This is a genomic window from Virgibacillus ainsalahensis (assembly GCF_055380755.1).
This window is the reverse complement of the sequence record NZ_AP043943.1, coordinates 2,324,710-2,347,008: the sequence shown is the minus strand read 5'-3', so window position 1 is coordinate 2,347,008 and position 22,299 is coordinate 2,324,710. Positions and strand designations below refer to the sequence as shown.

General features: G+C 38.4%; 26 protein-coding genes and 1 pseudogene. 20 read left to right on the top strand and 7 right to left on the bottom strand.

Going from position 1 to position 22,299, the window contains the following annotated elements:
* Window positions 1-137: 137 nt before the first annotated feature.
* A complete protein-coding gene (locus ACZ427_RS11460; RefSeq protein ID WP_461178713.1) occupies window positions 138-629 on the top strand; it encodes a DUF2975 domain-containing protein in 492 nt (163 codons plus the stop codon).
* A 10-nt stretch (window positions 630-639) separates the two neighbouring features.
* Window positions 640-861, top strand: a complete 222-nt coding sequence (locus ACZ427_RS11455) for a helix-turn-helix domain-containing protein (RefSeq protein ID WP_461178712.1) — start codon at window positions 640-642, stop codon at window positions 859-861.
* 541 nt (window positions 862-1,402) lie between these two features.
* On the opposite strand, the gene ACZ427_RS11450 is transcribed toward ACZ427_RS11455, so the two are convergent.
* The gene (locus tag ACZ427_RS11450) at window positions 1,403-1,687 is read right to left on the bottom strand and encodes a hypothetical protein (protein WP_461178715.1); all 285 of its coding nucleotides are present in this window, start codon (window positions 1,685-1,687) and stop codon (window positions 1,403-1,405) included.
* A gap of 156 nt (window positions 1,688-1,843) precedes the next feature.
* Between ACZ427_RS11450 and ACZ427_RS11445 the strand changes: the two genes are divergently transcribed.
* The 5 genes from ACZ427_RS11445 to dhaM all read left to right on the top strand — a co-directional run bounded on the left by ACZ427_RS11445 (window position 1,844) and on the right by dhaM (window position 4,767).
* Window positions 1,844-2,035: a DivIVA domain-containing protein gene (locus ACZ427_RS11445; protein WP_461178711.1), complete on the top strand. Its 192-nt coding sequence runs from the start codon at window positions 1,844-1,846 to the stop codon at window positions 2,033-2,035.
* Window positions 2,036-2,386: 351 nt separating this feature from the next.
* The gene (locus ACZ427_RS11440) at window positions 2,387-2,545 is read left to right on the top strand and encodes a hypothetical protein (RefSeq protein WP_461178710.1); all 159 of its coding nucleotides are present in this window, start codon (window positions 2,387-2,389) and stop codon (window positions 2,543-2,545) included.
* A gap of 223 nt (window positions 2,546-2,768) precedes the next feature.
* Window positions 2,769-3,758 carry a dihydroxyacetone kinase subunit DhaK gene (dhaK, locus tag ACZ427_RS11435; RefSeq protein ID WP_461178709.1) on the top strand — a complete coding sequence of 330 codons (990 nt, stop codon included), beginning with the start codon at window positions 2,769-2,771 and terminating at the stop codon, window positions 3,756-3,758.
* A 15-nt stretch (window positions 3,759-3,773) separates the two neighbouring features.
* Complete coding sequence (gene dhaL / locus ACZ427_RS11430) at window positions 3,774-4,394, top strand: dihydroxyacetone kinase subunit DhaL (protein ID WP_461178708.1); 621 nt, start codon at window positions 3,774-3,776, stop codon at window positions 4,392-4,394.
* Window position 4,395: 1 nt separating this feature from the next.
* A complete protein-coding gene (gene dhaM, locus ACZ427_RS11425) occupies window positions 4,396-4,767 on the top strand; it encodes a dihydroxyacetone kinase phosphoryl donor subunit DhaM (RefSeq protein WP_461178707.1) in 372 nt (123 codons plus the stop codon).
* 592 nt (window positions 4,768-5,359) lie between these two features.
* On the opposite strand, the gene ACZ427_RS11420 is transcribed toward dhaM, so the two are convergent.
* Window positions 5,360-6,487, bottom strand: coding sequence for a trans-sulfuration enzyme family protein (locus ACZ427_RS11420; protein WP_461178706.1), 1,128 nt, complete (start codon window positions 6,485-6,487; stop codon window positions 5,360-5,362).
* Between the two features lie 113 nt (window positions 6,488-6,600).
* Window positions 6,601-6,801: pseudogene (locus tag ACZ427_RS11415) on the bottom strand (FMN-binding negative transcriptional regulator); the annotation flags it as partial.
* Window positions 6,802-6,993: 192 nt separating this feature from the next.
* Between ACZ427_RS11415 and pdxR the strand changes: the two are divergent.
* Complete coding sequence (gene pdxR / locus ACZ427_RS11410; RefSeq protein WP_461178705.1) at window positions 6,994-8,373, top strand: MocR-like pyridoxine biosynthesis transcription factor PdxR; 1,380 nt, start codon at window positions 6,994-6,996, stop codon at window positions 8,371-8,373.
* Window positions 8,374-8,718: 345 nt separating this feature from the next.
* Complete coding sequence (locus ACZ427_RS11405) at window positions 8,719-9,435, top strand: dihydropteridine reductase (RefSeq protein WP_461178704.1); 717 nt, start codon at window positions 8,719-8,721, stop codon at window positions 9,433-9,435.
* Window positions 9,436-9,752: 317 nt separating this feature from the next.
* Here ACZ427_RS11405 and ACZ427_RS11400 read toward each other — a convergent pair whose 3' ends face one another.
* Window positions 9,753-10,586 (bottom strand): DUF421 domain-containing protein, encoded by an 834-nt coding sequence (locus ACZ427_RS11400; protein WP_461178703.1) that lies wholly within the window; start codon window positions 10,584-10,586, stop codon window positions 9,753-9,755.
* Between the two features lie 234 nt (window positions 10,587-10,820).
* On the opposite strand from ACZ427_RS11400, the gene ACZ427_RS11395 reads away from it, so the two are divergent.
* On the top strand, window positions 10,821-11,108 hold the full coding sequence (locus ACZ427_RS11395; RefSeq protein ID WP_461178702.1) for a hypothetical protein: 288 nt from the start codon (window positions 10,821-10,823) through the stop codon (window positions 11,106-11,108).
* Between the two features lie 268 nt (window positions 11,109-11,376).
* On the opposite strand, the gene ACZ427_RS11390 is transcribed toward ACZ427_RS11395, so the two are convergent.
* Window positions 11,377-12,093, bottom strand: a complete 717-nt coding sequence (locus tag ACZ427_RS11390) for a metallophosphoesterase family protein (RefSeq protein WP_461178701.1) — start codon at window positions 12,091-12,093, stop codon at window positions 11,377-11,379.
* A 133-nt stretch (window positions 12,094-12,226) separates the two neighbouring features.
* Here ACZ427_RS11390 and sspO point away from each other — a divergent pair, with 133 nt between their 5' ends.
* Window positions 12,227-12,376: a small acid-soluble spore protein O gene (gene sspO / locus ACZ427_RS11385; protein ID WP_461178700.1), complete on the top strand. Its 150-nt coding sequence runs from the start codon at window positions 12,227-12,229 to the stop codon at window positions 12,374-12,376.
* A gap of 205 nt (window positions 12,377-12,581) precedes the next feature.
* Here sspO and ACZ427_RS11380 read toward each other — a convergent pair whose 3' ends face one another.
* Complete coding sequence (locus ACZ427_RS11380; RefSeq protein ID WP_461178699.1) at window positions 12,582-13,046, bottom strand: hypothetical protein; 465 nt, start codon at window positions 13,044-13,046, stop codon at window positions 12,582-12,584.
* A gap of 453 nt (window positions 13,047-13,499) precedes the next feature.
* Between ACZ427_RS11380 and ACZ427_RS11375 the strand changes: the two genes are divergently transcribed.
* From ACZ427_RS11375 to ACZ427_RS11350, 6 genes are all read left to right on the top strand, one after another.
* Window positions 13,500-13,676 (top strand): helix-turn-helix domain-containing protein, encoded by a 177-nt coding sequence (locus ACZ427_RS11375; protein ID WP_461178698.1) that lies wholly within the window; start codon window positions 13,500-13,502, stop codon window positions 13,674-13,676.
* A gap of 45 nt (window positions 13,677-13,721) precedes the next feature.
* Window positions 13,722-14,459 carry a DnaD domain-containing protein gene (locus ACZ427_RS11370; RefSeq protein ID WP_461178697.1) on the top strand — a complete coding sequence of 246 codons (738 nt, stop codon included), beginning with the start codon at window positions 13,722-13,724 and terminating at the stop codon, window positions 14,457-14,459.
* Window positions 14,456-14,788, top strand: a complete 333-nt coding sequence (locus tag ACZ427_RS11365; protein ID WP_461178696.1) for a hypothetical protein — start codon at window positions 14,456-14,458, stop codon at window positions 14,786-14,788. Before ACZ427_RS11370 ends, ACZ427_RS11365 begins: the two co-directional genes overlap by 4 nt.
* Window positions 14,775-16,040, top strand: coding sequence for a replicative DNA helicase (gene dnaB / locus ACZ427_RS11360; protein ID WP_461178695.1), 1,266 nt, complete (start codon window positions 14,775-14,777; stop codon window positions 16,038-16,040). Before ACZ427_RS11365 ends, dnaB begins: the two co-directional genes overlap by 14 nt.
* A 127-nt stretch (window positions 16,041-16,167) precedes the next feature.
* Window positions 16,168-16,314 carry an FbpB family small basic protein gene (locus tag ACZ427_RS11355; protein WP_461178694.1) on the top strand — a complete coding sequence of 49 codons (147 nt, stop codon included), beginning with the start codon at window positions 16,168-16,170 and terminating at the stop codon, window positions 16,312-16,314.
* A 380-nt stretch (window positions 16,315-16,694) separates the two neighbouring features.
* Window positions 16,695-16,880 (top strand): glycine zipper domain-containing protein, encoded by a 186-nt coding sequence (locus tag ACZ427_RS11350; RefSeq protein WP_461178693.1) that lies wholly within the window; start codon window positions 16,695-16,697, stop codon window positions 16,878-16,880.
* Between the two features lie 97 nt (window positions 16,881-16,977).
* Here ACZ427_RS11350 and ACZ427_RS11345 read toward each other — a convergent pair whose 3' ends face one another.
* Window positions 16,978-17,112: a hypothetical protein gene (locus ACZ427_RS11345; RefSeq protein ID WP_461178692.1), complete on the bottom strand. Its 135-nt coding sequence runs from the start codon at window positions 17,110-17,112 to the stop codon at window positions 16,978-16,980.
* A 308-nt stretch (window positions 17,113-17,420) separates the two neighbouring features.
* Between ACZ427_RS11345 and ACZ427_RS11340 the strand changes: the two genes are divergently transcribed.
* The 3 genes from ACZ427_RS11340 (at window position 17,421) to ACZ427_RS11330 (ending at window position 22,268) form a co-directional block, all read left to right on the top strand.
* On the top strand, window positions 17,421-18,197 hold the full coding sequence (locus ACZ427_RS11340; protein WP_461178691.1) for a GNAT family N-acetyltransferase: 777 nt from the start codon (window positions 17,421-17,423) through the stop codon (window positions 18,195-18,197).
* A 408-nt stretch (window positions 18,198-18,605) separates the two neighbouring features.
* Complete coding sequence (locus ACZ427_RS11335) at window positions 18,606-20,639, top strand: glycoside hydrolase family 3 protein (protein ID WP_461178690.1); 2,034 nt, start codon at window positions 18,606-18,608, stop codon at window positions 20,637-20,639.
* Window positions 20,640-21,062: 423 nt separating this feature from the next.
* The gene (locus tag ACZ427_RS11330) at window positions 21,063-22,268 is read left to right on the top strand and encodes an MFS transporter (RefSeq protein WP_461178689.1); all 1,206 of its coding nucleotides are present in this window, start codon (window positions 21,063-21,065) and stop codon (window positions 22,266-22,268) included.
* Window positions 22,269-22,299 lie beyond the last annotated feature (31 nt).

Below are 22,299 nucleotides of genomic sequence, written 5' to 3'. Positions count from 1 at the left end.
TGACTATATCCATTATAAAGGACTTTTTCTTTGCACAACAGTAAATTAGTGAATATTATGAGTCTTTTTAATTTTTGTTTTAAATTAATGCAACGCTAGTGATATAAAATAGAAAATAAATATGTGAGGTGCTTTTTATGAAACATGGTTCAACATTATTTTTAAAGGTAGCTGTTATCTTTATTGGCCTTCCTGTTCTTGCTTTGTGCATCTTTTTGTTGCCTCAAATCGCGAATGTAGCAATTGAAGAGGCAATAAAGGGTGCAACGTTGGCTTATGTGATATTAGGTCTTTTAATGGTTATGTATGTATCGGCGGTACCGTTTTACTTTGCTTTGTATCAGGCATTTAGACTATTAACTTATATTGACAAGAACCAAGCTTTCTCGGAATTGTCTGTAAGAGTTCTAAAGAAAATTAAAAACTGTGCCATCACAATCAGTGGTTTATACGTGATAGCACTACCACTGGTTTATATCATCGCGGAGTGGGATGACGCACCGGGGCTCATATTAATCGGAATGGTCATTGTTGGTGCATCAATGGTTATCGCAGTCTTTGGCGCTGTTCTTCAAAAACTTTTAAAAGAAGCTATAGATATAAAATCAGAAAATGATTTAACGGTCTGAGGTGAATAACATGGCGATTATAATAAATATTGATGTGATGTTGGCTAAAAGGAAAATGAGCGTAACAGAACTTTCCGAGAGGGTTGGAATAACGATGGCTAACCTTTCTATATTGAAAAACGGAAAGGCAAAAGCGATTCGATTATCCACTTTAGAGGCGATTTGTAAGGCTTTAGAATGTCAACCTGGAGATATTATAGAATACAAATGTGACGAAGATGGAGGATCATGATAGTAAAAATTATTGCTTTTTAAAATAAAGGAAATTAGGCGGGGAGTTTATGAAGATTCTGCAGTTCTGAACGGTGCGCAGAGGGTAATTGGAAAGATCAACAAGATTTTGGGAGGACAGATAATATCATTGAAAATTCCTTTTTTGAATAATAAATAATCGAAAGAATTCTTTCGTTATCCGGAAGATAATACACCGGACCATATAGCAATAATTATGTGGTTTACCGATGTGCTGTAGCCTGATTTCGTGCTGGAAGAATACCGGCGACGAAAGAGAAGGTATGGCGAAATATAATACTCGCAACCATGTGGAAAAAGCAACAATCGAATAGTTGTTTTTTCTTTATAAATAACTTTTTGATAATACTATCGGAATGCATTTATTAGAGTTCTTGTAAAAAATTCACTTATATCAGCTAATAGCAGTCAATAGTTAAGGCTAAAAAAGTTCAAAAAACCATGTTATACTTAAATTGAGCATACCAAATAACCTTCATGTGAAAATAGGAAGGCGTCGGAATATTATGAAAATTAATACCTCAAGGTTGATCTACAAAGACTTCCTGGCGTTTTAACATAGCATGAATCCAATGAACGAGTTTATTAGCACAAGCAATAACGGCGACTTTGTGTGGCTTACCCTCGTTTCTTTTACGGTCATTTTTATTCTGTTCTTTTTCTTTTATTAACTCGGACAAATGCTCTTGATATTGGAAAGGCATCTGAATATACATACGCAAACTAACAAGTTGTCCATGGCTACTTTGAGATTGAAACGGATTGCGTTTTGCTGCTTCTCTTAATTGGGCTGCGCGATTGCTCAAGAAAAACACTCAATTCTCGAGCCTATTGTTAATAAGCATAATGAATGGTTGAAATGATTTCGAGATGAAGAAGAAAAAGTGGATGAAGATAGTAACTCAATGATTGTGGTTATAAATTAAAAATGTAAAATTATTTTATAAAACACGGAGGTTAATATGGATAAAAAACAAGCTAACTTTTCTGCAATGGATGTTCATGAAATGAGGTTCAGACGATCATTTCGAGGTTATAACGAAGATGATATTGATAATTTTATAGACAAGGTTATAGAAGATTATGGAACGCTTAATAGAGAAATTGATCGCTTAAAAAATGAAGTGGATAAACTAAAGAAAGGCTACAGATAAAGAAGAAATAAGCGATTTTAAGCAATCGGGCGCTTGTGCGGAATAAAGAAGCGCCCTTTTTGAATTGGGTGAAACAATTATTTTTGATGATTCCGGTTGGTTGTGCAACAATATCTACTTCTTCATTTCTTGCTCAATGGAGCTCCTTATATAAGCGTTGCTATTTCATAAGAAAATCATACTGATATTTTGAGTTTTCTCCACGGTAAGTGAACTACTTAGGATATGACACTCCCTCCTTTTATTTTTAGTCTCAACAAATCCATACAAAAAGATGTATGGACCAAATAAGAATCGTACTTATGGGCATAATAATGCTTGAAAGAAGTATTGTACAGGAGGGGTTTATTCGTGTCAGAACAAAACAAAAACCGCAATAAAGATAAAGGCAGACAGAGAAATGTCATTAAATACGATACGACTCCAAAAAATGAGAAAAATGATACGGAATTTGCAAGCGATAGCGAATTTCTCAATTTGGACAATAAAAAAAACAAAAGAAAACGATAGTAAAATAAAAACGGCAGTCCTTTTCAATTAGGAAGGGGCTGCTGTTTTTATAATTGCTTATTTTGCTTTTGTGGCAGGATGTCTGGACTGTTTTTATACTACAATTATAATGGTTTGGAAAGAAGGGAATCAGGGAAAAGGTTCTTTTACTTCCTGAAATTTCACAAGAGTGGGTAAACATATTAAAATAAGAGATAAGATAAACGGCAAAGGAGATGATTAAATGAAGAAAATCATCAATGATCCAAACCAAGTGGTGCAGGACATGATTCAGGGGTTGGCTGCAGCCTATCCTAACGCAGTAAAGCAGATCGAGGGGACGATGGGGATTGTTCGAAGTGATGCACCTGTTGAAGGTAAAGTCGGTATCGTAAGCGGTGGTGGAAGCGGCCATGAACCGGCACATGCTGGGTATGTTGGTAAAGGTATGCTTGATGCTGCAGTTGCAGGTGAAGTTTTTACCTCTCCGACCCCTGATCAAATTTATGAGGCGATAAAAGCAGTGGATAGTGGTGCTGGCGTATTGCTTGTCATTAAAAACTATACGGGTGATGTTTTGAATTTTGAAATGGCGGCAGAACTAGCAGAGGCGGAAGACATTCAAGTGGACAAGGTGATTGTAAGTGATGATGTCGCCGTTGAGGACAGTTCAACGGGGAGAAGAGGGATTGCGGGTACGGTTTTTGTTCACAAAATTGCTGGAGCCAAAGCGGAAACCGGTGCATCGCTTGAGGAAGTAAAGGAAGCTGCGGATAATGTTGTGAAAAATGTCAGATCAATGGGGATGGCACTCAGCCCAGGGATTGTTCCTGCTGCGGGAGTCCCGAGTTTTGAACTGAATGAAAATGAAATGGAAATTGGGATCGGCATTCACGGTGAACCCGGAATTGAGCGAAAAGCAATTAGCAGCGCAGACGATATTGCTATCGCGCTGACGAACAGGATATTAGATGATATGGTGCTCAAAGAAAAAGACGAGGTTGCCGTCATGATTAATGGCTTGGGTTCCACCCCGGAAATGGAACTTTATATTGTAAATAAAAAAGTACATGATTTATTGACCGAAAAGGGAATCAGGATCTATCAAACATTCGTCGGAGAATTTATGAGTTCCCTGGAGATGGCAGGCTGTTCGGTTACATTACTTCAATTGGATGATGAAATGAAAAAACTATTGGATGCAAAAACAAACGCACCTGCTTTTCGAAGATAGAAAGGAGCAAAACAAATGGAATTTCAAGCAAAAGATGCCATTCAGTGGTTAAACCTAGCGAATGAAAAAATACAGGAAAATAAGGATTACCTGACAAGCCTAGATCAGCCGATTGGCGACGGGGATCATGGAATCAACATGGCACGGGGATTTCAGGAAGTTGTAAATAAACTGATGGAACAGGAGTATGAAAATGTGTCAGATGTTCTCAAAGATGCAGCAATGACCATCATGTCCAAGGTCGGCGGTGCGTCCGGTCCGTTATTCGGTTCGGCTTTTCTTAAGTTTTCAACGGCTGTCAAAGATAATCAAACTGTCGATAAAGAAATGTTCACAAAAGGAATGGAAGAAGCGGTTGCTGGTGTGAAGCAGCGCGGAAAAGCGGAGTCAGGTGAAAAAACGATGATTGACGTTTGGGAGCCGGTAGCAGCTTATTTCAAGGAAGCAGCAGAACCTGAGGCCGATGAACTGCAAAGCATAGCAAACGAGGCAATGGAACATACGAAAGAAACCATCGCAACGAAAGGGAGAGCTTCCTATTTTAAAGAGAAATCGGTAGGGCATATTGATCCGGGCAGTGCTTCTTCCTTCTACATTTTCAAAGCACTGGCAGAAGTGTTGAAAGGAGACAGCTAATATGGCAAATGTCGGTATCGTACTGATATCCCACAGTTCGAAAATTGCAGAAGGAATTAATGATTTGATTCAGCAAGTTATTCAGGATGTTCCCATTGAGTTAGCAGGCGGGACGGATGAAGAGGAAATTGGAACAAACATTGATAAAATTGTCTCCGCTATAGGACGTGCTGATCAAGGGGCAGGTGTGCTGCTTTTCTATGATATCGGCAGTGCAAAAATGAATGCAGAAATGGCGATGGAAATGGCTGAGATAGAACAAATTAAACTTGCCGAAGCCCCATTAGTAGAAGGCTCCTATGTAGCAGCTGTAGAGGCAGGCATGGGAAAAAGCCTGGATGAAGTTTATGAAGCAGCGCAAAAAGCGTTTTAAGGAAGCATGGAATGGTTCTGCCACTGCCAAGAAGTAGCAGAACCATTCCTCTTTTTTACTATCTCGGCGGGCGGTTTTGCCGGTATTTTTTTTCATCTTTCATGTCATTCAATTCTTCTTTGCTTTTATTTTTTGACTTCTCTTTTTTTCCTTTATTAGGCATAAGGATCCCTCCTTTTCCGCCTAGTGTGCATCCATTATAAAAAAATATGTATGAATCCAGCAGGCGTAAATGTAAAACAAGGATGGTTGGCAAAATAAGGTGTGAAGGAAGTGAGTCTTTTTTACGGAAGAGGTACTTTCCACGTCTGAAGCAAATGAAAATCACAATGAGAGAGAAAGAGAAATGTCATCAAATTGTGAAGTTAAAACTCAAGTCGCGATGTTTATAAAAAAGTTGCGAAGCTTTGCCCTTTGGTTTTTTATCTAAAGGGGGTGTTTCGTTGTGAAAGGACTTACTTGATGGAGTAATTCAGTGTAAACTGAACTTATAGAAATATTCGTAAAAGTATAGTTTGTGCACTCATTCACTTCAACTAACATTCAGAGGCGGAAGAAAGAATTATCCCCTCTGAATGGAGTTTCATTTTATTTATTCCAGAGCCTGTAATAAATCTTCTTTGAGATCATCCACATGTTCGAGCCCGATCGATACACGTAATAGGTTAGATGGAGCCGTCGTTGAGCTTCCTTCAACGGAAGCCCGGTGCTCAATGAGACTGTGAGTTCCACCCAGACTTGTAGCACGGGTAAACAATTGTACCTTTGCAGCAACAGCCATTGCCTCATCCTGACCGCCTTTTACCTGAAAGGACAACATACCGCCGAATGAACTCATTTGCCGTGTTGCAATATGATGTCCCGGATGTTCAGCAAGACCGGGATAATGAACGGCTTCGATATTTGGGTGATGTTCCAAAAAATACGCAATTGCCGATGTATTTGAACAGTGAGTCGCCATACGCTGGGCAAGCGATTGAACGCCTCTTAGTGCAAGCCAGCATTCGAATGGAGAAGGCACTGCACCTTTTGAATGCTGCCAAGCCCTCAAATTGGCCAACATAGGGCTATCAGATTTTGCGATAGCTGCGCCGATCATTAAATCACTATGCCCCCCGATATATTTGGTCACAGCATGGAGTGAGAAATCAACTCCAAGACTGAGCGGACGCTGCAGAACTGGAGTGGCCCACGTATTGTCAACAACGGTATACGCACCAGCCTCTTTCGCTATCTGTGCCACTGCTTCAATATCGGTAACTTTCAGAAGTGGATTAGAAGGTGTCTCCATCCAAACCAGACCGGTTGGTGCCCTTTTTATCGTCTTCTCAACGTTATTGAGATCTGTCATGTCTACAACTTCAATATCGAAATTTGATCCAATATCCGTGTCTGTAAGAAGGGAACGAATTCCATAATACATATCGTTTGGCATAATCACCCGGCGCGGTTTATCGGCAGGAAGAGTTTCGATTAATGATGTGATGGCTGCCATCCCTGATGCGAAAGCAACGCTATCATGCCCATCCTCGAGCGATGTGAGGCAGTCTTCCAAAGCCCGGCGATTGGGATTATTTTCACGGCTATATACGAATTCATTTGGATAAGATCCATCTTGACCTCGTTCGAATGTCGTAGAGAGATGGATTGGCATGGTCACCGAGCTGGTTGATTTGTCTACCTGCCGTCCAGAGTGAATGGCTTTTGTTTCAAAACGCATACATATTCCTCGCTTTCAAAGGTTATATTTCATGATGTGTTATCATGAGCTTTGTTTGCTTTAACCTGAGATATTTTAATAAGTTTTGTTCACCAAAGCGTACATTTATACCTTTAAGCTTTCTTTCTAAGAATTGTTTTCATATGAGATGCAATTTCCCTTTCATCCTCACTTGTAGATTGTTCAAGTTGTGAAATAACAAGCTTTAATCGCTCAGCGGAATGATTTTGACTCAACTTTGTCTTTCCTTCGATTTTATAGATCTTGATTTTGAATCCAACAATGCCTTTTGCCTGCCCCGTTGATACGTAATTCCATGTCGGTAATCTCATAAATCACTTCTTCATCTGTGATTTAAAAGTGCTTTGGAATATACATCATCATCACTCCTTATCTAATTTCATGTTTGAATATATTTTATCGCTCATATAAAATATATTATAATATAAACTGACATTTAAAAAGATACAATTTAAAATAAACAAGCATGTCAGGAGAAATTGTATATGAAAAATTATCTTTTTGCCTTAAATGAGAGTTCTTCCAAATACAAACAAATCTACGAGCAGTTTAAATCATTTATTGAACAAGGCAATGTGAAAGCTGATGAACAACTACCCTCCATTCGGCAACTTGCTGATTCTCTCCAAGTAAGCCGTAATACAACCCTAACAGCATATAATCAGCTTGTAGCAGAGGGCTATATTCGCGGAGAAGGACGAAAAGGTTACTTTGTCAATCCGTTAGAGCCATCTTTATACCAGGAACCACCGATTCCTTCTAACAAAAAGAGGGTAGAAAAGGAAGCGTCCGTTTATGTCGATTTTCGGACAGATGCTGTTGACGGGTCCCATTTCCCCTTAAAAATATGGAGGCGAATAGCGAATCAGGTCTTATCGTTACCTGAGAGCTTTCGATATGGGGAGCCTTTTGGAGAGGTGAGTCTGCGCGAACAAATTGCCGCATACTTACTCCAATCACGTGGGGTAAGAACAGATGCAAATGCCATTATAATCGGTAGCAGTACACAACAAATGCTTATCAATCTAGGCCATATATTACAGGAAGATTATTCAAGTATTATCGTAGAAGATCCGGGGTTCGATGGTGCCAGGGAGGCTTTTCAATTCCATCATTTTTCGCTTGAATATTTGCCGGTATATGCAACAGGTGCAGATCTTTCGAAACTTAAACAAATGGATTCAGGCTTAATCTATGTAACACCTTCTCATCACAGTCCGTACGGTGTAAACATGTCCATTCAACAACGAAAAACGCTCATTGGGTGGGCAAACAAGGTACAGGGATACATTATTGAAGACGATTATGATAGTGAGTTTCGCTATACTGGGCGGCCGTTTCCAGCGCTCGCTTCTATTGATTCAACAAGAGTCATTTATCTGGGAAACTTCTCAAAGTCTTTTCTCCCGGGACTTCGTTTAAGCTATATGGTGTTACCACAGCAGCTTTTAAACAGTTATAAAAATCAGTTCCTGAACTTCGAAAGCTCAACTTCACTTTTTAGCCAACTTACAATGGCTAGATTTATGGAAAATGGGGAATGGAGTCGGCACATTAAGCGAATGCGCCTTGTTTATAAACGAAAAATGCAACACCTCGTATCATTATTTAAAAAACATTTTGGGCAAAGTATATCCATTACTGGCGAACAGTCCGGTTTGTACGTATTAATTAAAGTAAATCTGGAGTGTTCCGAAGAATGGCTAATCGATCGGGCTTTCCATTATGGTGTTAAAGTGCGGCCGACTTCGATCTATTTCATAAAAAACCATCCGGAGAAGCCAATGATTAAACTAGGGTTTAGCGGTCTTTCTTATGATGAAATCGAACTTGGTGTAAATCTTTTAAGAAAAGCATGGTTATAAGAGTACCTTTAACTATATAAGTTGAACGAAAGATTCTATCTAAGTTGTGCCATCTACAAGTGTTCTGAATTGATAGAGGAGTGAAACTTAAATTCAACTTATATAGATACAAATATTATTATGATCTGCATAAGAAGGATCGGCGGTTATTCTTGAGGAATAGGGCGATTATCTAGAAAAATACTTTTGAAAGTAGTTTACAAAAAAATGTAGATTACGAAAGAGATAGTTGTTTTGCCGTTCCTGAATTATCTGAAATAATCAGTCAGTTTAATTGAGAATTGTTATCACTTATTGTATAGTAGATAGTAACGACACATATAAATTGAGTAAGGAGAATATATAATGCAAATATACTGGACTAAAATAAATAAGATTATTGAAGAAACGCCTGAGGTTAAAACGTACCTGCTTGACTGTCCGGAAGACTTTACATGGGAAGAAGGTGCCCACACCCACTTCGCACTGGAAGGTTTTAATGCCGGAGATAAACCAAACCGCAGCCTGATTCGCCACATGTCAATCTCTACTTTACCGCAATCAAATTCAATCGGTATCACAACACGCATCAGAGAGCAGTGCTCTGAGTTTAAAACGATTTTAAGAAATCTTGAAGTCGGCAATGAAGTTGCATTATTTAAAACTCATTCGAATGTACCGCTTAAAAGAGAAGACAAAAATGTTTACCTGCTGTCATCGGGTGTGGGCCTGGCAACTTTCAGACCGCTAGTACTTGATTATTTCGAACGTGCTGACAACGTCAATCAAATTCATTCCCTGAACATCGATTCATCAAAAGATTTCTTATTCACTAATATCTTTAAATCCGCACCTGACAAGAAGTTCACATCACAGTTCGTCGATAACCGTAAAGACTACTATGAAGAAGTGAAAAATCTTGCTGCAGACAAGGATGGACTCTTCTATGTTGTCGGCAGTGACGAGTTCCTCGTGCAGAACATTGAAGTACTGCGTGAGCAGGGCATCAAGCCAGAACAGATTATGCTCGACAAGCATGAACAACAACTGCCTGAGTTTTTATCATATGATTTGTCAGTTTAAGTGAGACAAAATATTTTCTTGGTAAATACGAAATAGATGTTCCATTAACAAGCGCAAAACTGGAATAAGAATTGCGCTTTTTTCAGGTTTATAGGCCATTCTGTTGCATAAAATTATCTAAAAGTTGAAATAGGAAAGCACGGAGTCGATGAAATCCAAGATATTCCATTTTATAAGGCAAGGGTAAAGTGTTTCTTAATGCAAACCAACTGGAATAAGGAGTCCTATTTTGCGAAAATGAGCCATATCTTTTCATACCCATAAATACGTTTCTGTAGCGGAAATGATGTGATTTCCTGATGTCATGGTTATCATTTTCATTGTTGCTGCTCTTTAAAGCCTCCCTCGCCATTATCGATCATCAACAAATCGTCATTTTCTCGAACGGCTGCATAAAAAATATTGTTCTGATCTGGATGCCCAGCTGAAGCCAATTCTTTTTTTAACCATCGCTCGTCTTTGTTGATGCGTTTTAAATTCTGATATTGAATTTTTCCCTCGATAATAACCGCTACCGGAAGGCCTTGGTGTACCGTTTCCATATTTAACTGCTCTGGGGTGACGGGAGCAACTTCCTGTTTTGGAAGAATACTAATCTCTCCACTAGGTTCAATAATGGCATAGTTAATATTGGTTAAATTCGAGTAACCTTTTTCTCTAATGCTGGACAACAATCCAGCTAGTGTAATATGCGAACGTTTTAAGTTTGCCTTAATTAGCTTTCCGTGTTTGACAACGATCGTTGGTTGCCCGATAAAAATTTTACTTAAACGGTTGACAAGCGTAAGTTTAGTAAAGGTAATATGAACGATACCAACAACAAGCAATCCTATAATCGCATAGGTAAGGTTTTTCGTAACCAATGGACCGGAAGCGAGTGAAACAACGAAAAAAACGCCTGCTAAATCATGTGCCGTTAATTGAGCAAAAGCTGATTTTCCCATGAGCCGGATGATGGTAATGGTTACTATATATATAAGGATGACTTTCCCAACGTACAAAAGCATAATATTACGTCCCATCTTCAGCGTCTCTAGAAAGTAGTATGTAGTAAACCAATGAAAATATAAGTTCACAGAATCATAAGAAATTTTAAAAAGACTGGTAGTTAGCGACATATTTAAAATTTGCCTCTTTGCATTTTCCTCCATTATATCGAAACCTTGTGGAAACTCTGATGTTTATATAAATATTCAAGTTGACACATCACCTATAGCTTATACCATTTGATGTTCATTATTAGCCACCACACAAATTTACGATATCCTATTTTGTTCTACACCTTCTTTTTTAAAAAATAACCCCTTGAGATACCTGTATAATTGAATCACTTCTGTGAAAGCTATGGAATGTTGAAATAATAATAAAGAGGATGGTGATGTAGGATGAATAACCGTGGAGGTATGATGACTTCGCTACTTGCTGTCGGTGCAGCGGGTGTTGCTATTTATGGAATTACTAAAGGGGTCCAAAACGGAACATTTCAACGTTTGCCGCAAAGCCTTTCCAATGCCATGAATAATCCAACCATGCAGCAGATATCAAAACCATTACAGAACATGGCTACTGCCCAAAATACCCAACAATTGACCAATAACTTACAAGGTGCAATGAATAACGCACAACAACAAACAGGGAGCAATAATTCAAGTAATAATTTAAGTGATCAATGATAATTAAAGTGAGGGGGATTGCTTCCTCCGCAGGGAAAGCACTTGTTATATAAGTCAGGTTTTTGAATAAACAAAGTGCAATTGTGGAAGTTCGCAGATATAAAATGATCTTTATTTTAAAGTAGCACAAATATGATACGACTCCAAAAAAGAAAAAAATGATACAGCGTTTTTGCCAACGACAGTGATTTCTCCATCTTGATAATAAAAAAACAATAGAAAACGATAACAGCAGTGCATTCTACATAGAAATGCACTGCTGTTTCTGTTAGTTAGACGCACTCTCCAGCATATTGATTAATTTTTCTTTGTTAGGATAATCAGATGTCTCAAATTGGGAAATCACATGGTCTACGTCATATTGAACCCTTCGAATGGAGGTCTCAACTGCTTCTTCATTTATTTCAATGAAAGCATATGATGCATGTGGCAGTCCGTCAAAAGGCAGACCCACACTTCCGGTATTAATCAGGCATTTACCATCCATATAACGTATAGAGGGTTTATGAATATGAGCGTAGATAAAAATGTCTTTCTCTTTCTGCATTAATTTTTCCCGTAAAATTTCGTCCGGGTCAGACGGTTGCACCACTTTAAATAAACTGTTAGGAGTGGCGTGAAACGCATGAATACGGGTATTGTTGTATTCGAGATTCAATTCGGTTGGCAGGTTTTTTAGATAATCAATGCTTTCCTTATCCAGCTTTGAGAAAATCCACTCCTGTTCCTGATTCATCATTGCGCGCGCGTTTTCAGGAACTTCGCCTTGTTGCACCCCACGTACTGCCCATTCATCCGCATTTCCCTTGATCACGTCCGTATCAAGTGACTTGATTAAATCAAGCGAGCGCTGTGGCTCAAGTCCACGATAGCACAAATCGCCAAGTACAAAAATCTTGTCTACTTTCTGTTGTTCAATATCCTTAAGTACTGCTTCTAAGGCAGTTGCATTCCCATGAATATCGGATATAAATGCCAATCGCATGATTCGGCCTCCTTCTGAGTTAAAGTATGGATATCATGTGGTTGTTCCAGCGAAAATGAATTTATTTCTGTTGGTACAGTCTATACATATAAAGTCTTTCCACAGCCAAACTAGGCATATGGAGGTGTATATAATGGGCAAAAGAAGAAAAAATGATACCGGCCTTAGTGATGAACAAGCTGAAAGAAAAAAGTTGGATAAGAGTTTTGATCATGAATTTGCGAATGAACCTTTAACAGAAAATGAAAAGATGAATAACAAGAAAACGAAAAAAAGGCAGTGATAGCTGTGAGGGGGGTGAATTATTTTGTCCCCTGTAGCTACGTGTATATCACTGGTGTTTATTACAGCTCCCTTTATAGAAAAAGATAGTAATCTGAAAACGGCAGTCCTTTCCAATTAGGAAGAGGCTGCCGTTTTCATTCATTTGATAAATAAATCCAATTTATATCATTAAAGGCTAAAAAGGGGGACAGGTTGTTTATATCCTATTCAAGCCCTTTATCCTCTAAACGCCTAAAACCCTCCTGCTGAAGATAGTCTGCAGCGGCATTATACGTTGCGTGAGATCCATCCAACATTTCCCCTGCGTAAATATTCCATGAGTCAAAATCATGGATTAGCATTAGAGTTTGCCCTTCAGCATTTACCCAGGTTTCTTCAAAAGGCTGTGATTCAGATAGAGACGCAATCGATTGTTTGATTACTTTACGGAGTTGTTCTTCCGTGAAATCACGAATGTTTAGCATTCCTTTAGAATCGACAGTGTAGTTATCATCTATTTCTTCTGCATATACAAACCCGTTCCCGTTCGGATGCAGCCGATACACGACAATTTTTTTATCCATAACACTTTCTTCAAAATGAAAATTGACACGACCAAGTGATATATCGTTACGTGTTAATTCGGGAAAGGATTCAATAATGGCTAGTTTGTCTTCAAATGTAAGCATGTTACCTCCAGGTGGATATGATTTAAGAGTCACATGCTATTATACCACTGGAGCTTTGAAAAATACGAGGGATTTGGGGGGTGGGGTTCAGGAAAAATGGAGGAATTTTTCTCAAGAATTCAGTGATTTATCCCATGAAAAATTGTGAAAAAACTTCATGAGAATACAGGTGTGACCATTCATGGGAACATCAAACGAATTCATCCAAGTGATTTTTATGATGTATTGTCGAGTCAATAATCGTTTCTCATTTTTGAGAAAGAATTATTTTGTTCTTCAGGCGTGCAATTTTCATAGTCATTTAATAAACAACATCCCCAATCCAGCCTTGGATTGGGGATATTTTTATACCTCCTCACCGAAAATAATCCAACAAAAACGAACCCAATATGCCCCAATTCCTCCTTCCGTTTCGATTATAGTTGTGAAAGAACAAAAAAGGAGAGGATTAACATGGAAAGAAAATCAATGACTGTAAAGGAAATGGCTGCATATCTTGGGGTACATATAGATACCATCTACAAGGCAGCACGCCAAAATGAAATCCCACATTTTCGCATTCGCGGCAAGATTCTTTTTTCACACGTTGCAGTGGATGCGTGGATTCGTGAACAGGAAATTTCGAAATAAAATCGGGCGTCACGAGAGGAAAGTAAAAGAAAGGATTGTTATGTGATGAACTACATTAAAGAATTGAATGCATTCCGGAATTGGCTGCTTCTAAACGAAATTCCCACCAGCGCAATTGCTCTATGGTACACACTGCTTGCCATAAACAATACGGTTGGATGGAAGCCTAAATTTAATGCACCGAATTCGGTGGTGCAGCAATTAACCGGACTATCCAAACAAGGTTTAACAAATGCTCGATCAAAATTGGTCGAGCACCAATTAATTGACTATGAAAAAGGAATAAAAGGGAAGGCGCCTGTCTATCAAATGATTTCATTGGTCCACTCAGTTGACCAATTCGTGTGTCAATCCCCATACCAATCCGATGACCAGTCGCGATACGAATCATTGACCATACCTAAACAGAAACGAAAACAGAAACAAAACAGCAGCAGAGGACAGCAGGCAGTGGAAAATCCTTTTCTCATTTACGAACAAAACTTTGGGGTTCTTCGTCCAATCGCCAGGGAGGCCATGATGATCTGGTGCGGGGATCTTGGGGATGAGATTGTGATTGCTGCGATAAAGTTGGCGGTGAAACGGGGGGCTCGAACATTCAGCTACATCGAGGAAATTTTAAAAGAATGGGCCCATGCGAAACTGGAATCCATCGATCAGGTGAGGGCATATGAACGGCAGAAGTCTGCAACTAAAAATAATACGATACGGTTTAGAAAACGAACAGAAGAGAGCAAGAAATCTTTGTTTGATGAATTAAGACAGGAGGAGGTATTGTCATGACAAAGGAAGAAGCGATAGCTATTCTGGAAACCATTGCGGAAGTTTATCCGAAATTTGAAATGACAAAGAAAAAGGCGAAATTGCTCCTCCCACAATTGAAGCAGATGGATTACAACAGGGTAATGGACAAGTTGTCTGCTTATGTTGTCAAATATCCGTATGCCCCAACGATTGCAGAGATTGCTGCCTACCCTCCTGAACCGAATGAGCATTTAGAGAAAATGAGCCAGTGGCAAGAGGAGGCTGTCAGGGTCCCGGCAGAGACAAAGGAACGTTTTCGTGCGGCCATGATCAGGCTCATTACGGAGAAATCAAATGATGCGACCTGAAAATTATGAGGCAGAGGCAGCAGTACTAGGGGCAGTCCTGCTGGAAGGGGCGTTGTTTAAAGACTTGGAAGTTCAGGAAGAACATTTTTACGAAGCCCGTCATAAGAAAATCTATCAAGCAATGAAACAAGCAGCTGACCGGGGGGAATTTATTGATCTCGTCGTCGTTACGACAAATCTGGGGGAAGAAATTTATCAGGTAGGTGGAACCAGCTATTTGCTGGAAATGACGGAATCCGTAGCGAGTACGGCAAGTATGAAGCATCATGAACGATTGATTTTCAATGCCTATCGGTTAAGAAAGGCCAGGGAGTCAGCAATCAGGTACAGTGAACATCCAAGTGAGGAAGAATTAGAATCGCTTATTACAAGCTTGCAAAGCATCCGCGATGTAGGTACAGACCATCAGGAGAAAACAACATATGATTATTTACTGGAAATCACGAATGATATGTGTGATTCAGAGACGGAGCGATCGGGTTGTATGACTTCGTACAAGAATCTTGATGAGATGACGGGTGGCTTGCAGTGTGGGGACCTGCTTATTGTAGCAGCAAGGCCATCGGTAGGAAAGACAGCCTTTGCATTAAACTTGGCAGCAGGACATTGCAGGAATGGTGGTTCATCCTCTATTTTTAGTTTAGAGATGGGTACGAAACCGTTACTACGAAGAATGATTTCATCTGAAGGTTCCATCGATGGACAGAAATGGAGAAGCATGGCATTTTCCGCGCAGGACTATGAACATGCGATGAATGCGATTGGCGTTATTTCGGATTGGAAACTAACCATATTTGATCAAAAACGAACCATCATGGATATTCGCTCGAGCATACGAAAGAAACTTTATGATGATCCAGATGGAAATCATCTTGTCATCATCGATTACCTGCAACTAATCGCCCCAACCGGAAGACGGGAGCGACGTGATTTGGAAATTGGAGAAATTACCCGCGAATTAAAGTTGCTTGCCATTGAATTGAATATTCCAATTGTATTACTCTCTCAATTGTCACGTGGGGTAGAATCACGCCAAAATAAACGGCCACTTATGTCTGATTTACGAGAATCCGGAAACATTGAACAGGATGCGGATGTCATTATGTTTCTTTATCGTGAGGATTATTATGCGAATGATATAGAAAAACAAAACCGGATGGAAGTGATTATTTCCAAGCAGCGAAATGGCCCAACAGGAACAGTAGAGATGGAGTTTGATAAGGAGTATGGGCGGTTTGTGGATGGTGGGTGAAATAGGGATGGGAATTATGTATGAAAATAGTAAAAATGGATTTTTAACAAAATGTTCAAATAATTCACTGTTATTTCGATTGGAAATAGGTTATAATAGAATCATAGAGAGATAAGGAGTGAACAACATGAGACCAAAATCACTAAACTTTGAACAATTGGTTCAACAAAATAAACAGGCGTTATTGGAAGATGAAAAACAACTATCCAAAATTGAGTTACGTCTGGAAAAGAGACAGACAGACTTAGTGAACGAAAAACAAGCTGACCGGTAAAATTCGGCAGCTTGTTTTTTTTCAAATTTATTATATGATTTGGCCATGAATTACACTACCAAACAAAAGAGACTATGGAAAAGCAGGAAGAATCAATCGAGAGAAGGGCAATCACGATTGGTAAGAAACAAAAGCTATAAAAAACAACCGTGATGAAGCTTTTTAGGCAACCAAAAATTCAACTACAGTAACGGGTGGCAGGTATACCTAATTCACCAAGTGTGGCTTTGAAATAAAGTTTGGTAAATTTTATAATAAAGTGCGAATTTATAAAAGAGTTTGATACAATTATATTGGTAAGCAGGATTTTACTATTCTGGAATAGGGCCAGATTGTTGAAGAATAAAAATTAATTAAAAGTTTCGGGGGAAGTGTAAATAATGAGCAACAATGAAAGAATAGCAGAGGATACTAACTTAGCGACTGGAATTGGTGTAGGATTATCTTTAGGAGCAATAGTTGGGTTAACAGTATTTGATGACCTGACAATTGGGGTTGGTGCAGGTTTAGTTTTCGGAATAACAATTGGAATGTTAACTGATTCAAATAAAAATAAAGAGGAATAAATAAAACACTTATCAGTTTCAACTAACGGGCGCTTATCTGGAATAAGAATCAGCGTCCAATCTTGAGTAAAAGGGTCAGATTGTTGAGTAATATATGTTAAAGTTTAAGTAAAATGTGGCTTGATAAGGTGGTGATATCCACAGTAAGCTGTCCAATTTGATTAATCAGTTCCTGCTTCTCAGCCTCGTGTTCTTGTTTCACCTTCTCAATTTCAGCGGATTTTTTTATCAAAAACAGCTGGCATGTTATAAAAACTCTGTCCTCCATCTGCTTATTAGTTGTGGACTCACACCATATTTTTATGAAATTTCATTAAGAGTGCTTTGTTCCCTCAAAACTTCTAAAACAATTTTTGATTTTTCTTCTGGACTATATCTTCTTCTCTTTTTACTCATAGTATTAGTTTATCTTATTTTTTCAATTTTAGTGTCTAGACCTATGGATACATTATAAAATGCCATCACTTACGTTGTTAGAAAGAGGTAACGATATTCCTCGATAGGGCCAGATTATTGAATAAGTGATAGGAGATGAATGTTATGATTGAAATTGGTAAAATGCAATATAACAAACTCAGTCGTGTTCTAGAAAATATAAAGACGGCTCCTACATTTGCATTAGCTATTGTTGATGGTTTTATTGATGGAGTTGTATTAACAGATTCAGAATATCAGGAATCTTATTTAATCGGAACAAATAATGGAACTTATTTTGTTTGTGGTGAACCTAATAAAATCTTTGTTGATCAACTTCAAAATTATTATAGTAAGATGAAGTCAGAAAGATTTACAATATTCACTCCAAATGATGAGTGGAAAAATATAATTTCAAATCTTGTCACCAAACAATCTAAGATAATGAAAAGAAAATTGTTTACTTTGAACCAAGATAAGTTTTTAAGTGCGTACTCCTCCAATAATAGAAATATTAATTTTGAAATACAGCCTATTAATAAAAATACAATCATGAAGAGTGATATATTTGATCAGCAGTATTATTTAAGGAATTGGGGAGATTTAAACAAGTATTTGAAAAATGGCTTCGGTTTTTGTGCAACTAATGACAATGAAGAAGTTGTCAGTGAATGTACTTCCATTTTTAGAAGTAAGTCAAAAGTTGAAATTGACATCTATACGAGTGAAAATGCCCGAGGGAATGGTTTGGCGCACAAATTAGCTAATGTCTTTATTCATCAATGCTTAGAACAAAAAGTATTGCCAAGCTGGGATTGTGATATTTCTAATAAACCATCACTTCACCTAGCTGAAGAATTGAAGTTTGATCAGGGAGAAGAATATACAATATTTCATAAATGACAGCCTTAATCTTTATAATAACTGGTATTTAATATGTTATGATTTACCGCAATCGAGCGCTTTAATGGAATTACTCAAGCAGAATCTATTTTGATCAATCTTTTTTCAAAATAGCTTCTTTGAGTTTTCCGTAAAATGCGGATATGTGCTTTATTTTTGATCAAACTTTATTATAAAGTCACACCAAGGTTTACTTGCCATTTTCGATCTTCAAAATTTGAGTAAATTAAAAATAATACCCTACAAAAAGTTGATAAATAAAGCGGTTTTATTTATGATATAATTAGAGTTATAAATAGTTTGTTTAGAAAACAAACTAAAATTTGTTCCATATTACATATGTGTTTGTTGCAGGATGTATGGACTATTTTTATACTACAATTATAACGGTTATAAAGGAGTGTTTCCATGAATAAAAAAGATGTGCCAAATGTCGACACACGCGTTAAAGACATTTTAACCGTCGATGGCAAACAGTTTAGAGATTTGAATGGGAATGGCGTACTAGATCCTTATGAAAATTGGGAGATTCCAATTGAAGAACGAGTGAAAGATCTCGTATCTCGCATGACGCTGGAAGAAAAAGCTGGACTGATGACGATTTCCTCACAATATATGCCAGGGTCTGACAGAATCCCCAGTGGTGGAAAAAGCACGGAAACAGATGAAAGCGGTTTGTTAAGCGAGACAGATGTTTTGATCAAGACACATCCATTTTTACAACCAGGGGATGACGAATACGAACTCCCTAAGCCTTTGCTTTATAATGCAGGGACAACAAAGGGGATCTTGGATTTAAATCTGCGTTACTTCATTGTTCGTGACAACCCAAATGCAGCAGATTTAGCAACATGGACCAATAAAATCCAGGAAGTTGCAGAACAATCCAGATTGGGAATTCCAGCAGTAATGGTTTCCAATCCACGAAATCATATTGGTCATTTGTATCATGGGTTGATGGAAGCAACTGGTGAATTTTCAGTTTGGCCAGGTGAGTTAGGTCTTGCTGCAACGGCTGATGCAAAAGTAATGAAGGAATTTGCACAAACTGCTGCACGTGAATGGAGAGCGGCAGGGCTTCATAAAATGTATGGCTATATGGCAGATGTTGCTACAGACCCATTATGGATGCGATTTAATGGTACATTCGGGGAAGACCCGAATTTGGCAGCTGAAATGACCAAAGCTGTTGTTGAAGGTTTTCAGGGTGAAAAGCTTGGGACAAACAGTGTAGCCTTAACAATAAAGCATTTCCCTGGTGGAGGAGCAAGGCATAAAGGACATGATCCACATTATCCTTGGGGCAGTTTCAATCCATACCCAACTCCAGGCAGTTTGTATAACTATCACATTCCGCCATTTAAAGCAGCAATCGATGCTGGAACGACTTCGATTATGCCATATTATGCGTATCCAAGTAATGAACATAGTGTGGCCCAGTTAAAAGATGGGGAAGCATTTGAAGAGACTGGTTTTGCGTATAATAATGCCATTGTACGTGATATCTTACGTAAAGAGCTTGAGTTTAAAGGCTATATCAACTCAGATACAGGTATTATCAATATGATGCCATGGGGAGCAGAAGACCTGTCAGCTGAGGAAAGATATGCCAAAGCATTAGACGCAGGCGTAAATATGTTCTCGGATGAAGCAGATCCATCTACATTGATTAATACAATCAAGGAAGGCTTTGCGAGCGAAGAAAAACTGGATCATTCTGTTACGTATTTACTTACCGAAATAATGGAATTAGGGTTGTTTGAAAATCCATATGTCGATCCAGAACAGGCACAAGCTATTGCAAAAGATTCAACTTCCCAGGAAAAAGCAGATGAAGCACACCGTAAATCAATTGTTCTCATGCGTAATGATGAACAAATCCTGCCATTAACCGATGAGAAAACGCAAGAAGTGAAGCTTTATGTGGAAGTGTTTAAGCAAGAAGGTGCAGAAGACGAAACGAAGAAAGTGAAAGAAGCCTTTACGACCAACGATCCTTCACTTGTGTTAACGGACAACCTGGAAGAAGCGACACATGCATTCGTGTTTGCTATTCCTAATACGGTAGCCGATCGCCCGGATGCTCCGTTATCAGTTGCACTGGGGCCAGACACAGGAGTTGACGTAGCAAGCATAAAAGAAATCGAAGAAAAAGTGCCTACAATTCTTGCTGTTAATATGACGAATCCTTGGTTAATTGGTGAAATTGAGCCGAATGCAGCGGCAGTATTGAGTACATTCGGGGTAAAATATGAACGACTGGCAGATGTCATTCGAGGCAGGTTCAATCCATCCGGAAAAATGCCGTTTACACTTCCAGCTAATCAAGAAGTACTGGATGATAGCCCGGGAGACATTCCTGGTCATGCAAAAGGATCCGCTTATGTGTATCGGGATAAAACCGGTAATGCATATGGATTTGGACATGGACTTTCTTATTAATATATAAACGCGGCGTGCATTTCACGTCGCGTTTTATTTCGTATAGAACTTAATGACGGCACGATTCCCAATGAAATGTAAACAACCTTGACATATTACTTACTACTGATTGAACAAAATGTACCTGTAATGACAGATGGTTATGACTGTATACATTCTGAGTGATCAAAGTTAATCCAGTCTTTGGAATCGAAAATGTTATACTTGTTGTACAAACTTGATTGATTTTCAGTAAAGGGAGTCTTCTGCAATCGGGGCAGATTGTAGAATAACATTAGAATGAAAAACGCTTGATTTTGATTGGAATCATTCACCTTGTTTGAAATCACCTATGATTTTAATATTTTATTTGACACACTGACATCTGTCAGATAAAATGTGTGTTGTATCTTGGAGGTGTAATTCATAAAGTGGGGGATTCATATGACCGTTGTTACAAAACAAACCTCAAAGGTGAAGCTATGGAGTCGTTCTTTTATTTTTGTTATGTTGGCTAATGCCTTATTATTTGGCGCTTTTGAGATGTTGCTACCGACTTTGCCTCTTTTTGTTTCATATATTGGAGGAGATGCTACACAAATTGGATTAGTGACAGGAATATTTGTATTTTCATCTATTCTTATTCGACCATTTGCAGGTGTTCTTGCTGCAAAAATGAATAAAAAATATTTATTAATAATCGGTATTGCTATATGTGCCCTTTCTACAGGAGCATACTACCTGTCGTCAGGTATATGGATCATGCTTCTTATAAGAGTAATTCACGGTTTTGGTTTTGGCTTGGCCACAACCTATTTTACAACCATCGCAGCTGAAAGCATTCCAGAGGAACGCCGAGGAGAAGGAATAGGGTATTTTGGTGTTGGAGAGACGGTAGCAATGTCTGTTGGACCACTCATAGGGGTTAGTATCTTACAAAACTATCATTTTCAGAGCTTATTTATGAGCTGTATGGCTATCACATTACTAGCATTATTGATTGCTGTATTCATTTCTAGAAAAACGAAGTCAGTAAATGATGGAGAAAACAGAAAAACTCCAATCACCACTTTCAAACTGATAGAAAAACGTGTGTTGTTTCCATCTACGCTCATTTTCCTAATAGGAATAAGTGCAGGAGCAATCATATCCTTTACTGCTTTATACGCAGTCGATAAAGGCTTTGAAAATATCGCATGGTTTTTCTTCATTGTAGCAGCTGCTGGTATCCTGGTGAGGTTGGTTTCTGGGAAAATGTTTGACAAACTAGGACCCTCATCCGTTTTAATACCTGCTGGATTGAGCTCCATTGCTGGTTTTGTTGTACTAATAGCTACGCAAAGTGAGTTTCAGCTTCTCATTGCAGGGTTCCTTTATGGACTAGGATTTGGAGCAATTTTACCTGCTCTTCAAACGGTATGTTTGAACCTAGTTGAAGAACATAATCATGAAAATGCGATAGGAACATTTTTCAATTTCTTTGAATTGGGACTTGGCGGCGGTTCTCTTCTACTCGGAGTTGTTGCAGAGGTATTTTCCTATCAGGCTATATATTATGTTGCCATCGTATCTTATGTATTGTATTTACTTGTATATTTAACCTATACTTTTTTCAAATACGAAATAGAAAGAAAGGGAAATGCAGCATAGACAATAGGTTCCAATTTTATTTCTACTGAAG

Excerpts from the sequence above, each read along its gene's own strand:
- ACZ427_RS11460 (WP_461178713.1), top strand. The coding sequence starts at position 138 with ATGAAACATGGTTCAACATTATTTTTAAAGGTAGCTGTTATCTTTATT.
- ACZ427_RS11455 (WP_461178712.1), top strand. The coding sequence starts at position 640 with ATGGCGATTATAATAAATATTGATGTGATGTTGGCTAAAAGGAAAATG.
- ACZ427_RS11445 (WP_461178711.1), top strand. The coding sequence starts at position 1,844 with ATGGATAAAAAACAAGCTAACTTTTCTGCAATGGATGTTCATGAAATG.
- dhaK (WP_461178709.1), top strand. The coding sequence starts at position 2,769 with ATGAAGAAAATCATCAATGATCCAAACCAAGTGGTGCAGGACATGATT.
- dhaL (WP_461178708.1), top strand. The coding sequence starts at position 3,774 with ATGGAATTTCAAGCAAAAGATGCCATTCAGTGGTTAAACCTAGCGAAT.
- dhaM (WP_461178707.1), top strand. The coding sequence starts at position 4,396 with ATGGCAAATGTCGGTATCGTACTGATATCCCACAGTTCGAAAATTGCA.
- ACZ427_RS11420 (WP_461178706.1), bottom strand. The coding sequence starts at position 6,487 with ATGCGTTTTGAAACAAAAGCCATTCACTCTGGACGGCAGGTAGACAAA.
- pdxR (WP_461178705.1), top strand. The coding sequence starts at position 6,994 with ATGAAAAATTATCTTTTTGCCTTAAATGAGAGTTCTTCCAAATACAAA.
- ACZ427_RS11405 (WP_461178704.1), top strand. The coding sequence starts at position 8,719 with ATGCAAATATACTGGACTAAAATAAATAAGATTATTGAAGAAACGCCT.
- ACZ427_RS11400 (WP_461178703.1), bottom strand. The coding sequence starts at position 10,586 with ATGGAGGAAAATGCAAAGAGGCAAATTTTAAATATGTCGCTAACTACC.
- ACZ427_RS11395 (WP_461178702.1), top strand. The coding sequence starts at position 10,821 with ATGAATAACCGTGGAGGTATGATGACTTCGCTACTTGCTGTCGGTGCA.
- ACZ427_RS11390 (WP_461178701.1), bottom strand. The coding sequence starts at position 12,093 with ATGCGATTGGCATTTATATCCGATATTCATGGGAATGCAACTGCCTTA.
- sspO (WP_461178700.1), top strand. The coding sequence starts at position 12,227 with ATGGGCAAAAGAAGAAAAAATGATACCGGCCTTAGTGATGAACAAGCT.
- ACZ427_RS11380 (WP_461178699.1), bottom strand. The coding sequence starts at position 13,046 with ATGCTTACATTTGAAGACAAACTAGCCATTATTGAATCCTTTCCCGAA.
- ACZ427_RS11375 (WP_461178698.1), top strand. The coding sequence starts at position 13,500 with ATGGAAAGAAAATCAATGACTGTAAAGGAAATGGCTGCATATCTTGGG.
- ACZ427_RS11370 (WP_461178697.1), top strand. The coding sequence starts at position 13,722 with ATGAACTACATTAAAGAATTGAATGCATTCCGGAATTGGCTGCTTCTA.
- ACZ427_RS11365 (WP_461178696.1), top strand. The coding sequence starts at position 14,456 with ATGACAAAGGAAGAAGCGATAGCTATTCTGGAAACCATTGCGGAAGTT.
- dnaB (WP_461178695.1), top strand. The coding sequence starts at position 14,775 with ATGATGCGACCTGAAAATTATGAGGCAGAGGCAGCAGTACTAGGGGCA.
- ACZ427_RS11355 (WP_461178694.1), top strand. The coding sequence starts at position 16,168 with ATGAGACCAAAATCACTAAACTTTGAACAATTGGTTCAACAAAATAAA.
- ACZ427_RS11350 (WP_461178693.1), top strand. The coding sequence starts at position 16,695 with ATGAGCAACAATGAAAGAATAGCAGAGGATACTAACTTAGCGACTGGA.
- ACZ427_RS11340 (WP_461178691.1), top strand. The coding sequence starts at position 17,421 with ATGATTGAAATTGGTAAAATGCAATATAACAAACTCAGTCGTGTTCTA.
- ACZ427_RS11335 (WP_461178690.1), top strand. The coding sequence starts at position 18,606 with ATGAATAAAAAAGATGTGCCAAATGTCGACACACGCGTTAAAGACATT.
- ACZ427_RS11330 (WP_461178689.1), top strand. The coding sequence starts at position 21,063 with ATGACCGTTGTTACAAAACAAACCTCAAAGGTGAAGCTATGGAGTCGT.